The organism is Emticicia fontis, assembly GCF_054779675.1.
Map to the genome: position 1 here is coordinate 200,069 of NZ_BAAGXU010000064.1, position 13,377 is coordinate 213,445.

9 protein-coding genes are annotated in these 13,377 nt (G+C 39.6%); 2 read left to right on the top strand and 7 right to left on the bottom strand.

All coding sequences use genetic code 11. The features are described from left to right. Positions 1-181: 181 nt before the first annotated feature. A complete protein-coding gene (locus ACYVFA_RS24645) occupies positions 182-1,669 on the bottom strand; it encodes a glycine--tRNA ligase (protein ID WP_460474522.1) in 1,488 nt (495 codons plus the stop codon). Between the two features lie 120 nt (positions 1,670-1,789). Here ACYVFA_RS24645 and ACYVFA_RS24650 point away from each other — a divergent pair, with 120 nt between their 5' ends. Then, positions 1,790-2,749 carry a ComEA family DNA-binding protein gene (locus tag ACYVFA_RS24650; RefSeq protein ID WP_460474523.1) on the top strand — a complete coding sequence of 320 codons (960 nt, stop codon included), beginning with the start codon at positions 1,790-1,792 and terminating at the stop codon, positions 2,747-2,749. A 27-nt stretch (positions 2,750-2,776) separates the two neighbouring features. Here ACYVFA_RS24650 and ACYVFA_RS24655 read toward each other — a convergent pair whose 3' ends face one another. The 6 genes from ACYVFA_RS24655 to ACYVFA_RS24680 form a co-directional block, all read right to left on the bottom strand. Further along, entirely contained in the window at positions 2,777-3,286 is a 510-nt protein-coding gene (locus ACYVFA_RS24655) for a hypothetical protein (protein ID WP_460474524.1), read from the bottom strand. A 126-nt stretch (positions 3,287-3,412) separates the two neighbouring features. Continuing rightward, the gene (locus ACYVFA_RS24660) at positions 3,413-5,800 is read right to left on the bottom strand and encodes a TonB-dependent receptor (RefSeq protein ID WP_460474525.1); all 2,388 of its coding nucleotides are present in this window, start codon (positions 5,798-5,800) and stop codon (positions 3,413-3,415) included. Positions 5,801-5,944: 144 nt separating this feature from the next. Next, positions 5,945-7,075: a DUF4249 domain-containing protein gene (locus tag ACYVFA_RS24665; protein WP_460474526.1), complete on the bottom strand. Its 1,131-nt coding sequence runs from the start codon at positions 7,073-7,075 to the stop codon at positions 5,945-5,947. A gap of 28 nt (positions 7,076-7,103) precedes the next feature. Then, the gene (locus tag ACYVFA_RS24670) at positions 7,104-8,246 is read right to left on the bottom strand and encodes a DUF4249 domain-containing protein (protein ID WP_460474527.1); all 1,143 of its coding nucleotides are present in this window, start codon (positions 8,244-8,246) and stop codon (positions 7,104-7,106) included. Positions 8,247-8,279: 33 nt separating this feature from the next. After that, entirely contained in the window at positions 8,280-9,320 is a 1,041-nt protein-coding gene (locus ACYVFA_RS24675; protein ID WP_460474528.1) for a DUF4249 domain-containing protein, read from the bottom strand. Positions 9,321-9,468: 148 nt separating this feature from the next. Next, positions 9,469-11,859: a TonB-dependent receptor gene (locus tag ACYVFA_RS24680; RefSeq protein ID WP_460474529.1), complete on the bottom strand. Its 2,391-nt coding sequence runs from the start codon at positions 11,857-11,859 to the stop codon at positions 9,469-9,471. 146 nt (positions 11,860-12,005) lie between these two features. Here ACYVFA_RS24680 and ACYVFA_RS24685 point away from each other — a divergent pair, with 146 nt between their 5' ends. Next, the gene (locus ACYVFA_RS24685; RefSeq protein WP_460474530.1) at positions 12,006-13,358 is read left to right on the top strand and encodes a M24 family metallopeptidase; all 1,353 of its coding nucleotides are present in this window, start codon (positions 12,006-12,008) and stop codon (positions 13,356-13,358) included. Positions 13,359-13,377 lie beyond the last annotated feature (19 nt).

Here is a 13,377-nt window from a genome sequence, read left to right on the forward strand (position 1 = left end):
TAGTATAAAAAGATGAAGAAATTAAATAATAACAAGAAATCTGTGAAAAATTTTATCTACTGGATTGATATTGCGAGAAAAGCAGTTTAGAAGACTTGATAACAGCTATTATTAAAAAACAAAACCGGCAGGAAATAAATACTTACCTCATGCCGGTTTTAATTATTAGAAGGATAAAATCCTATATATTTTCAAGGATACGTTCCATAGAAACCTGATACCCGATTTTTTCTTTCAATTCACTGATACTTACTCTTTCCTGTTCCATGCTATCGCGGTGACGGATAGTTACAGTATCATCTTCCATCGTCTGGTAATCAACTGCTATACAGAAAGGAGTACCTATTAAGTCCTGACGGGTATAGCGTTTTCCAATCGCACCACCATCATCATAAACCGTTCTGAAAGAAGATTTTAATGAGTTTGCAATGGCTTCACCTTTTTCTGCTAAACCATCTCGTTTAACTAATGGCAATACGGCTGCTTTGATAGGCGCTAAAGCAGGGTGTAGTTTCAGATAAGTACGCTCTTTTTCGTTTTCTCCTTCGCCAACTGTTTCTCTTGTAAAGGCATTGCAGAAAGTAGCTAAGAAAAGGCGGTCAGCACCTACTGATGTTTCAACTACATAAGGAATATAATTACCATAAGGCTTACCATTTTCATCCAGTTCAGCATCAAAGTATTGTTGTTTTTTCTTCGATAATTCCTGATGATTACGTAAATCAAAATCAGTTCTAGAGTGGATACCTTCCATTTCGCGGAAACCAAAAGGGAATTCAAATTCAATATCTACAGCCGCATTGGCGTAGTGAGCTAATTTCTCATGGTCATGGAATTTCAGTTTTTCGATTGGTAAACCTACTGCCTGATGGAATTTCAAACGGGTTTCTTTCCATAGTTTATACCATTCCATTTCTGTTCCGGGGCGAACGAAAAACTGCATCTCCATTTGCTCAAACTCACGCATACGGAAAGTAAACTGGCGAGCCACAATCTCGTTTCTGAAAGCCTTACCTATCTGGGCAATACCAAAAGGTATTTTCATACGTCCGGTTTTTTGCACATTCAGGAAGTTTACAAAAATCCCTTGTGCGGTCTCAGGACGTAGATAGATTAAACTTGAGTCTTCTGCTACCGAACCTACCTGTGTAGAAAACATCAGGTTAAACTGGCGTACTTCTGTCCAGTTGGCAGTTTTTGAGATAGGGCAAATAATATTTTCGGCAATAATCAAATCACGAACACCTGCCAAATCTTCGGCACTTAATAATCTGCCCATTTCAGCTAATAAAGCCTGTGCTTTTTCGGGTTGTCCGGCTGCCACATATTCTTCTGCTTTTCCTTCAAGTAACTGGTCAGCACGATAACGTTTTTTGCTGTCTTTATTATCAATCATCGGGTCGTTGAAACCATCTACGTGTCCTGATGCTTTCCAGGTCAAAGGGTGCATAAAAATAGCGGCATCAATCCCAACAATATTGTCGTGCAATTGAGTCATGGCCTTCCACCATGCTGCTTTCAGATTATTTTTAAGCTCTACACCATTTTGTCCGTAGTCATAAACTGCCTGAAGCCCGTCGTAGATTTCAGAAGATGGAAACACAAAGCCATATTCTTTGGCATGGGAAATAATATCTTGCAGTGAATTTGTTAATGCTGGTTTGCTCATTTATATTATTTTATATAGATTTATATCCTGTTGTTGAAAATCTCACAAAATTAGCGAAAACCTCGCAAATACATGAGCTATCTTGTTATTTTTGAGTAATTTGTATGTGACTACTATTTTATGAACCGATTGCTTAAGTTTATCCGGGCTTCTCTGAGTATGACTTCCCACGAAGCGAAGGGAGTTGTAATGGCATTTGGAATTATTATAGGCGTGCTGCTTTTGATGTGGGGGGCAGACTATTTTTTTAGCCAGAAACCACAGAATCTGGTTATTTCTTCCCCAAAAATGCTCGATAGTCTGACCGTTGCTGTAGATAATCAAACCAAAGAGTATAGCAAGAATCGTCAGTTTAAATCTGATTATACCGACACTAAGACTAAAACCTATAAGCATTTTAATTTTGACCCAAATACAGCCACTGTTGCTCAATTAGAAGAATTAGGATTACCCAAGTTTATAGCGGAACGCATTGAAAAATACAGAAGCAAAGGCGGAAAGTTTAGAAAAAAGGAAGACTTTGCTAAAATTTACGGGCTTTATCCAGAGACTTATGAGCGATTAGAACCTTACATCACTTTGCCATCAGCTGATGAAGAATCTACCAATACCCCACAAGCCGAAATCATTGCTCAACCTGTTGTCGCTGAAAAGCCTGTGACAGTTGCTCCCAAAAAAGTAGAAACGCTTGCTAAGTTTGATTTAAATACGGCTGATACTACGCAACTGAAGTTGATAAGAGGCATAGGTTCAGGCTATGCAAAGCGAATTGTGAAATTCAGAGATATATTGGGCGGATTTGCCAATGCAGAACAGGTACGGGAAACTTATGGATTACCAACAGAAACAGCAGACGAGCTATTGAAGTATGGTTATGTAAATGGTGGTATTAAAAAATTGAAAGTCAATCAACTCTCGATTGCCGATTTAAGACATCCTTATCTGAAATTTGCACAGGCACGAGCCATTATTGCTTATCGTGAACAACATGGCAGTTTTAAATCGATAGATGATTTGAAACAGATAAAGCTATTAGACGAGGCTACTATTCAGAAGCTAGAACCTTATCTCGAATTTTAAAAAGAAGAGGGGCATTTGCCCCTCCGATTATCTGCTGTTTTTACACATTCTTACTGTATCTTCAAATTTATTTACTATTGCTTTTACCATGCTTTCGTCGTCTGTATGGAGCGTGAAATTGGTTTTGCTATCACCATCATTATCTTTCAGATTAAATGAGCCGCTCAAGGCATTGTCATTGCCAAAGCCTAGCTTTACTTTCATTCTATCGGCTGGTACTATCATTTTCAATTCGTAATTGCTGTCTTTTCTGGCATACGAAATTCTTTGTACATCTTTCAACAACCAGGAAATAGACATGCCAAAATCAACATCTGAGTCTCTTGAATCAATGTTCATATTCATCTGGCAGCCCTTGAATCTGAAAGTGGGTTCACTCTCTTTCCCATTCACATTCAGGTTTTTGCCTTTTTCTTCTTTTACTAATTTGTCAAGATGGCTGCTAAGCCATTGCGTATTTGATTCTAGGGTTTGAGCAAAAGCCATGTTTGAGCAGAATAGTACGAGCGCGAGTAATACTAATGGGAGCTTTTTCATAATTCGGAGATGATTAAAATTGTTAGTTTTCAAGTAGATGCAATTAATTGTGAGAGGGTTGCGTAATCATAAAAAAAAGTCCTCTTGTCAGGAGGACTTTCTTGAAATATTAAAGTGTTGATTATTCTATAGGAATTTGAAATTATAAGATAATGAAACAATCGGCGCCCCAAAAACCACCAGTTTATAGGCTGAAACGGCTGTCCCCTGGGTGCGAATGAATACCGAGTACGCGTTTTTCTTACCGTATAGATTGAAGACAGTAAATGTCCAGTTGCCTTTAAAACGTTTATCTTTCATGCTTGGCTGATAGATATTCCAGGCAAAATCAAGGCGGTGATAATCTGGGAGACGGGCATTGTTACGCACGCCATAATAAGGGTAACTGCTGCCTTGGTAAATAATAAATCCTTCAGGCATTGTAAACGGACGACCTGTACTATATGAAAAGTTAAACGAGAAATCGTGGTGCTTGCCCTGATTGATAATGACAGAGGCGTTAAACGAGTGAGGACGGTCATAGTTGGCCGGATACCATTTTCCGAAATTTATTTGTTCGCCAAAAGTAGTACCTTCTGATACCTGATTCATAGAGCGGGAATACGTATAGTTTACCCAGCCGGTCATTTCACCTTTTTTCTTTGAGAACATCACCTCTAAACCATATGAGCGGTTTTTACCTTGTAATAACTGCATTTCAGGGTGTGAATCCAATAAGAAATCTGCTCCCGGTTTATAATCAATAATATTATTGGTCATGCGGTAATATCCTTCTACCGAAAGTTCATAAATATTCCCCGGTAAATTGTGAAATACACCTGCGGCCATTAATGAGCTTATTTGCGGACGAACATTGCTGTCTGATGTTTTCCATCTGGAAGTTGGTAACGGGGTAGTGGTATTGGTTACTACCTGCATATACTGACGCATGATGTTGTATCCTAATTTGATAGAGGTTTTTTCGCTCAACGAGTATTTCAATCCGACTCTTGGTTCAAAACCACCATAGGCCTGAATGATTTTTCCTTTAGCATAAGATAAGGTATCACGGATAGATAAGGCGTCTTTTGGTTGGCCTGGTTCATAAACTTGTACGTCAGCCGGCCCTAAAGCAAAAAAACGAGAGTATCTGACACCTACCGAAAACGTAGTTTTAGGTGAAAGCGTGATTTCGTCTTCGGCATAAATACCTGTTTCTAATGAATGTTCTTCAGGCGTTTTCAATGCTAATACGCTACGACTGGTACCCGGTTGTAATTCTCCCGGAGCAATTTTATATTTGGTGGCACTGATACCTGCCTCTATATTATGTTTGTTTAAAGAATAATTGAGGTTGGTTTTGGCTTGTTTATACCCTATGTCTGACAGTAAAACAACCTTGTTATCAGAATTCAATTCAGGCAATAAAGTTTTTGGTACATAATAAGCTGAAACAACCGTTGTCTGTAAGTTTAATTTGGGCGATATGGCATAAAACCAACGTGCCGAGAAACTTCTACTGCGGTAATCATATTGCGTAGAAGTAGCATTGATATTCCCGATTCCACCTAATAATTCAGTCTGGAAGAAGTCTTTGCTATAATATCCCGAAGCAGTAATCGTATTTTTGCTGTTTAAACGCCAGAAAACTTTTCCTACAAGGTCAGCAAAGTTAGCTTTAATATCGTCCAGTTTTTTTGAAGCAATCGGCAATAAGAAATCGTTATAAGATGCTCTACCCGAAACCATCACGCCTAATTTATCTTTGACTATTGGTATATCTAAGGTCAGGCGGTTAGAAACCAGACTGATACCTCCATTCATTTTGAATTTATCTAACGATGGTTGTGTTAAAGTTACATCCATTACCGCAGCGGCTCTACCACCAAAACGGGCAGGTGTATTACCTTTATAAACCTCAACCCCTGATGCCGCTTCTGACGGGAACGCAGTAAACAAACCAAACATATGGGTAGGGTTGAAAATCGGAATATCGTCTAATAGTAATAAGTTCTGGTCAGTAGTACCACCTCTGATATTGACTCCGTTTGATGCCTCGCCTACGCTGGTTACGCCTGGAAGCATCTGTAATCCTCTGAGGATATCTACCTCACCAATAGCCGCAGGAAGTTTGCGAAGGGTTTTGATATTCAGCTGATTTACTCCTAATAAAGGGCGTTGCACATTGGCTTCGACACCTTTGCTGGATACGATTACCTCTTCCAATTCATTCTCCAGACGCCCTAAAGCATATTTGCGGGTTATGTCTGACAAGATTCTGAAACCATCACGTACGGGGCGATAGCCTACGAATCTGATAGTTACGGCATGCTCGCCAGAAGGTATGTTTATGTCAAAAAAACCATTTTCATCGGTCACAGCGCCAAACTTGCCAAAATCAATATTGATTGAGGCTTTGACCAGAGGCTTGCCATCAAGTGTATCTCGTACATAGCCGCTAAACCGATAATATACCTGAGCCTGCGCAGCTATGCTGAATAATAGAAATGAACTTATAATGTAAAGTTTCTTCATTTGTAAGAATTAGGTCAAATGATGGTAGTAAATGTTATGAAATGAATCTTAACTCTCTTATTTAAATTGCTTAACCTTCAGTTTAATCTGGGTTAAGACATATTCTTTGATACAAGATTTCAGCGGTTGATTGGTAATACACTTTTAATTTACCCAACCATCCGGTTTAAAATGTGTGCGATATTTACCTTCGTCACAGGGAGCTTGTGGGGGGCGCCGAGGGTCTCCGTTTGAAGGTTCATAATTAACAGGATGATCAATAACACCTATCGGTGCTGCCAGACCCAGCGCATTTTGCTTATTTAGCCAGTATTTTACAGAACGCACACTTGTTACCATAAAGAAACCTGCTACGGCTTCGTCAGGGTTAGTCACATTTTTTACATTACCGATAATAGCCGCGGGAGGAGTATCTACCAGGCTACCATTATTTTGTACCTGATTGGCTAATAGCTTCATATATTGGTAAGCTGACGCAGAAATAGATTGCTGCTTAATTTCAAGCAAAGCGCCAATGCCCGAGTAATAAGGGATTTTTCCTATAAGCCTGCCTATAATCGGTTGTCCGTTTGAAAAAACATCACTAAAGACATTCAGGTCATTATTATAAAAAATCTGCCAGCACTCCTGATTACACGCATAGTCGTAGGTAACTTCTGAGAAGCCATCTTCCATTTTACATCGTGCAGGCGCAGGGGTGAGAAAATATCTACCTCCAACACAAGTTATACAGACGTTTTGTCTTTCCCACAGTTTCCATGACCACATATAACTGTTCTTTTCGCTGGCAGGATCATTGGTATCCAGATAGATATAATGCGCTGGTTTGTTTCCTAAACTCGTTTCAATTCCATCAACTCTGAATTCATCATATACCTTCGTAATATCAGAAACTACACTCTGGCGTTCTTCTTCTGATTCGTATTTGGTGCCATCTTCTTTCTGAAAAGCTAATTTATATTTTTCACCTACCCTTGTATGAAAAGAAATGGGTAGAACATATACTCCTCCGCCTCTTTCAGTCAGCGGAACTCTTTCGTTATCGTTAACGATAATTTCTACTTTAGCTTTCGTAATAGGTAACTCATAGACTACATTAGTACTACTATAAGATTCTATTATTTTAACTGTTTGCTCATCGGCCAAATCGGTAATCGTGGCATCAACTGTCAGTATTTTTCTATCTTGCTGCTTTCCTAAATCAAAAGGTTCAACACAGGCATAAAACAGTAAACAAATACACAATAAGAATAAGAAACTTTTGCTTTTGAGCATTTTTATTAGTTTTAATTGGTTTTATTTTCTAATCTATCCATCCTTCAGGTTTCACATTTGCCCGATACTTACCTGGTATACATGGTGCCAGTGGTGGTCTGGGCGGATCAGGTGGTAATGAGGTAGGCTCATAATAAATCTGATGCCCCAGAAGGCCTGTCGGTACTGCACTGGTTTCCCGGGCATTTGCTCTACTTAACCAATACCTGATTTTACGTACCCCCGAGACCATAAAAAATCCGGCAATTTCTTCACTGGGATTAGCCATATTTTTAACGTTGCCAATCACCGCTGCCGGAGGAGTATCTACCAGACTACCTGTATTTTGTGTCTGGTCTACCAATAATCTTAAATATCTGTATGCTGCCGGGGTTACAGATTGCTGTTTGATTTCAAGCAAAGCTCCGTCTCTCGAATAGTAAGGGATTTTGGCTATCAACCTGCCCTTTATTGTTTTTCCGTTACTAAAGACGTCGCTAAATACATTGATAGTTGTATTATAGAATATATCCCAACAATTACCATCGCAGGCATAATCAAAAAAGGGAACCTCTTTATATCGTTCCTCAGTTTCGCATTTCCCCTCAGGAGGAGGCGAAGTAAAATACCTGCCGCCTACACAAGATTTGCAAATGATTTGTTTCTCCCACAATCGCCAGGTCCACACATAATTATTTTTTTCGTCAGCCGGGTCCGTGGTATCCAGATAAATATAAGAGGCTGGGTCATAACCTGCGTTTACTTTTTTTCCATCAATCAGAAATTCATCATATACCTTATCAATTTCAGGCACACTGGTCATAATCTCCTCAGCCGATTCATATTTTGTGCCATCTGCTTTCGCAAACAAAAGCTTATAGCTATTACCCACTTTCAGTTTAAAAGACATCGGCAGTACATAAATGCCTGGTGTTCTTTCAGTGAGCAGTACCTTTTCAGTATTATTTACCAATACTTCAACCTTAGCCTGCCTGACAGGAAAAGAGTAGACTACGCTATTCCGGTTTTCAGATTCAGTAATACTAAAAACCTGTTCATCAGTGGTATCGGTAATGGTGGCATCTACAGTCAGGATTTTTTTGCCTTGCGGAAAACTTATTTCAAAAGGTTCAACACACGAACATACCCACAAACCTGCCGCAAGAACAAACCACGTTTTCTTTATACTCATTAGTCAGATGGAAATTTATATTCGTTGTATGATTCAATCTACCCAACCTTCCGGTTTATTTGGCGTACGGGTACTACCTTCAATGCATGGTTCATTTGCTCCATTGGGTGGCGGAAGAGCCGTGCGGCCTAATAGACCTACCGGTATTGCTTTGCCATAGCTGTTTTTACGGTCTATCCAATATTTTTGTTTTACTGTGCTCGCTACCGAAAATACACCAGATACAGGCTCATCAGGGTTATTGATATTTTTTATATTTCCTACAATGGCAGCAGGAGGGGTATCCACCAGTGTTCCATTGGTTTGGGTCTGGTCACTTATCAATTTGTAATAACGGAATACCTGTTCTGATATCGCCTGTTGTTTAATTTCAAGAAGTGCTCCATCGAATGAATAAAATGGTATTTTAGCGATTAATTTCCCATTAGCAGGTTTTCCATTTGAATAGACGTCGCTAAAAACATTAAAATCTTTATTTTCGAGTATTTCCCAGCACTTGGTTTTGCAGTAATAATCGTAATAATCGGTTCTACAATACAATTGATTTTCCCATAGTTTCCATGTCCAGACGTAAAAATCCTTTGTATTCGGGTCATCCTTAAAATCTAAATAGATATAGTTGGCAGGTATATTTCTCAACTCTCCTTTTATTCCTTCTCCCTCAAATTCATCAAAAATCCGGTCAATGGTTGGTACTTTTGTGGTTTTTTCTTCACTTGATTCATAAATAGTACCATCAGGTTTCTGAAAGCGTAATTTGTACTTATGATCAGTCTGTATGCGAAAGGCAAATGGAAGCGCATAAATACCATTGCCTTTTTCAGTAAGATGAATGGTCTCAGCTCCGTTTATTATCACCTCAACTTTCAGATTCAGTACCGGAACATTATAATTATTGTCTTCGTAATTGTGGGTTTCCTGAATGCTGATTGTCTGATTGGCATCTATGTCTGTCAGAGTACCTTCAATTACCAGATACTTCTTTTCACTACTCAGATTTATCTCAAATGGAGTTACACAAGCGCCAACTAATAGCACAAGTGCAATCACAAATATTTTTGAGATGAGATGCATTATTGGGTAGAAGTAGACTAAATAAATTGTAATATTGACAAATATAAATATTCAAAGACAGATTAGAAATTAATAATGTGTCTTAGGGGTATTTTATAGATGAAAAGCCTGATTATGACGTTGAAAAGTGTTTTTTGTATAGTTGTGTTTAAAAATCTATCTGGAAACTTAAAACAGGCACCAGGCCATTCCCCGTTTTACGGGTCTCTAATCGGTTCTCAATGCTATTGTACTGCACACTCGTTACGTTTATGTAATTGGTGGCGTTCTGCAAATCTAATGATACTACTGTGGCATATTTCCGGCGATTGGTACGATAAGAAGCTCTTCCATCAATGCGGAAATAGGCAGGTGCTTGCAGAGAGTAGTCGGCCCCTTTCAGTGTTATATATGTTTTTTCTTTGGCAGACGCTGTCTCATCTAAAGGCGTATAGCGGAAACCACCGTTATAGATTGACCTTGCTCCAATCTGAAGAACCGAGCCATTTTTGAACATAAACTCGCGGCCAAAAGTAAGAGCCGTACTGAACTTGTCATTAAATGAAGAATTATACCATTTGCCATCAATGGTTCGGTAGCGGGCATCAAAGATTGAGCCTGTCAATACCAGATAATATTTTTTTGAGAAGAATCTTTCTACTGATAAATCAATTCCGATATTTCTACCTTTACCCTTGCTCACTACGGCTGTTTCCGGGAAGTTTTCGGCATAATTCAACATCCAGTAGCCAGAGCCTGTTTTAGATTCTACCGGAATTTTGTTTAATAGTTGATAATAAGCTTCAGCCGTGAATTTCCAGAGGCTTGGGGTGACATAATTATAACTCAGAATAAAATGATTTGATCTAGGTAAAGACAGGTTTTTATTAGGCCTTGATTCGCTGATAACTCCGGCTATTGTATCCTTTTTGCTATAAAAATAGGCACTCATCGGTAGCAACTGGCTGTATAAACCATAGGCAAAACTAAAGGTATGGGCATTAGGCGAACGGTATTGAACCGATAGACGAGGTTCTACTGAAGACGTATTATTCAGGAATAAATGCATCAGATGAAAGCCCGCGTTTAAGGTCAAACCCTTACCCAGATTCTGTACTATTTGTGCATAAGCCTGAGCTGTTTGCGTATTCCCGCTACCATTTACAGAAACCTGTCTGCCTGCATTCAACTGATTCACATCGCTGACAGATTTTCGCGCGGCCGTTTCTTTGAAAAAATCGAAATCAATATAATTCAGAATAACTCCGGCTTTCAGACGGGTTTTGTTGTTGAATTTATAATTATAGGCTACCGAACCTGCCAGGCGAAACTCTTTATAGGCCTGTGTATCGTATCTGAATCGTTCATCTTTGAGGCTAAGCGTATCAGAAAAACGCTTGATAGCGCTACCAATCACTGCCACTACATATTTGAGTGATGATTTTTCGTTGATATTGCTGGTATGGGTTAAGCCTAATGCGCCCATATTAGCAGGTCTTAGTCTGTCTTCCCAGTTATCAGCTTTGCCTAAGACTCGTTTCTCAGGGTCTTCAACCGGAAAATAATGTTCAGTGCTTAGTCCGCCTAAACCAAATAGGGTAGTGGTTTTCTTACCATCTTTGCTATGAAAAGCTATATTGAAAGATAAATCCTGAAAAAGATTCGATACCCGTTCACCTACCAGATAAAAACCCATCTGGCTCAATAAACCTAAAGTAGAATAGCGATAATTGACCAGATAAGAAGATCGCCCTTTGGTAATTGGCCCTTCGGTCGAGAAATCAAGACCTAATAAACCAATTTTAGTTCTGTATTCTCGCTTTTGCTGATTCCCTTCTCTGAAACGAATATCAAATGCCCCCGTGATGGTATTGCCATATTCGGCAGGCATCCCGCCTGTAAAAAAGTCAGAACGGCTTAGCAATTGCGCACTAAAAACGGTGATACCACCACCGCCCGAACCCGGTTGCGCAAAGTGATTAGGGTTGGGTACATCAATGCCCTCTAAACGCCACAAAATACCAAAAGGAGAGTTGCCGCGTACTACAATCTTATTTTCGTTTTCGTCTCTACCAGCTTTCACACCCGGATAGGCTAATGCCATACGGCCCGGGTCATTGACAGAGGCCGGAATTCGCTCTGTTTCTTCTACCGTAAAAGACCTTGCACTCACAAAAGCCAGATCGTTTACAGGGCGGCTTGTGTTTTGCGAGGCAGTTACTTTTACTTCCTGTAAATCTCCGGTGGCTTCGCTTAATTCAATGGTTAGTACTACTTCTTTAGCAGAGTTCAGAATAAACTCTTCACTTGAATAGGCCTCATAGCCAATAGAGCTACATTTAACAGAACGTCGGCCAATGGCTACATTTGGAATAGAGAAAAGACCGGAAGCATCAGTAATAGCGCCTTGGGTTGTGCCCGTAATCTGAACAGATGCCCCCACAATAGGCTGGCGGGTAATGCGGTCAATGACACTCCCTCTGACCATCTGGGTTTTGTTCTGGGCGAAGAGTATGGATAAACTGAATAGTGTAAAAAATGCAGTAAAGCTTAGTCTCATAGAGGATAGATGGGTTTTAAACAAATATATTCAAATAAAATGAATTAGTAGAACTGTAAGTAGAATTGTATAAAAATGTTCAACCAGATAATGTTTTTTAGCTGATGAGGCTTATATTTAGGTTCCTAAACTAAGCTATATTCATCATGAAAAGATTTTTATTCCTTGCCTTTTGTTTCTTTGCCATTACCCCAGCTTTTTCTCAGACCACTATTCCCCGTATTTTGTCAGAACGTGAACGTGCTACTGTCATCGACGAGATTTTAGAAGATAGAATGACTAATCTTTTACCACAACTGATGCGAAAAGAGGGCATTGATATGTGGGTGCTGATTTCGAGAGAATATAACGAAGACCCTGTTATGAAAACAATGTTACCCTCAGTATGGCTTTCAGCAAGGCGACGTACGATAATGGTATTTTTTGATAAAGGGGCAAAAGAAGGAGTAGAGCGTCTGGCTATTGCCCGTTATGATGTGGGTAATTTACTCAAAGGGGAATGGGATTTGAATACCAATCCTGACCAATGGGATGCCTTGGTAAAAGTAATCAAAGAAAAGAATCCTAAGAAAATCGGGCTGAACTTCTCGAAATATTATGCCCATGCTGATGGGCTGACTTATACAGAGCAGAAAGAACTGATGGAGAAACTGCCAGTGGAATTTCAGAGTAAGGTAGTATCGGCTTCTAATCTGGCAGTAAACTGGCTTGAAACCCGAACGGAGCGTGAAATGATTATTTACCAGCAGATATGCCGTATTTCGCACGATATTATTCAGGAGGCTTTTTCAGATAAAGTGATTCAGCCGGGTATTACTACTACCGACGATGTAGTATGGTGGATGCGCCAACGGGTGACCGATTTAGGTTTGGATACGTGGTTCCATCCGACAGTTGATATTCAAAGACTTGATCCTGAAAGTTTTGACCATTTACGCACTTTCTCTAAACGCCCGCAAAAACAAATCATCTTGCCGGGAGATTTGCTGCATTGTGATTTTGGGATTACTTATCTACGCCTGAATACAGACCAGCAACAGCACGCTTATATATTGAAAGCGGGAGAAACAGATGTACCTGAATATTTAAAAAAAGCCTTCAAGCTGGGTAATCAATTACAAAACAACCTGACTGACAACTTTAAAGCAGGTTTAACAGGTAATGAAATTCTGGCAAAAGCGCTGGAACAATCAAAGAAAGAAGGTTTAAGAGGTACGATTTATACACACCCTATCGGTAATCATGGGCATGCTGCCGGGCCAACCATAGGTATGTGGGATAATCAGGGGAAAACCATTGGTAGTGGCGATTATCCATTGAATCTGAATACGGCTTATTCAATAGAACTGAATGTATCAGTTGATTTGACAGAATGGAAGAAACCTATCAGAATTATGCTGGAAGAAGATGGCTTTTTTGATGAAAAGGGCTTCCGGTATATAGATGGTCGCCAGACAGAAATTCTTCCGATTCCACGCGTATTGAGCAGCGTGAAGTAGAGGACTGTAAAAGAAATAG

What these genes read in the sequence shown, in the direction of transcription:
- ACYVFA_RS24680 (WP_460474529.1), bottom strand. Translation starts at nt 11,859, where the DNA reads ATGAGACTAAGCTTTACTGCATTTTTTACACTATTCAGTTTATCCATA.
- ACYVFA_RS24675 (WP_460474528.1), bottom strand. Translation starts at nt 9,320, where the DNA reads ATGCATCTCATCTCAAAAATATTTGTGATTGCACTTGTGCTATTAGTT.
- ACYVFA_RS24660 (WP_460474525.1), bottom strand. Translation starts at nt 5,800, where the DNA reads ATGAAGAAACTTTACATTATAAGTTCATTTCTATTATTCAGCATAGCT.
- ACYVFA_RS24665 (WP_460474526.1), bottom strand. Translation starts at nt 7,075, where the DNA reads ATGCTCAAAAGCAAAAGTTTCTTATTCTTATTGTGTATTTGTTTACTG.
- ACYVFA_RS24685 (WP_460474530.1), top strand. Translation starts at nt 12,006, where the DNA reads ATGAAAAGATTTTTATTCCTTGCCTTTTGTTTCTTTGCCATTACCCCA.
- ACYVFA_RS24670 (WP_460474527.1), bottom strand. Translation starts at nt 8,246, where the DNA reads ATGAGTATAAAGAAAACGTGGTTTGTTCTTGCGGCAGGTTTGTGGGTA.
- ACYVFA_RS24645 (WP_460474522.1), bottom strand. Translation starts at nt 1,669, where the DNA reads ATGAGCAAACCAGCATTAACAAATTCACTGCAAGATATTATTTCCCAT.
- ACYVFA_RS24655 (WP_460474524.1), bottom strand. Translation starts at nt 3,286, where the DNA reads ATGAAAAAGCTCCCATTAGTATTACTCGCGCTCGTACTATTCTGCTCA.
- ACYVFA_RS24650 (WP_460474523.1), top strand. Translation starts at nt 1,790, where the DNA reads ATGAACCGATTGCTTAAGTTTATCCGGGCTTCTCTGAGTATGACTTCC.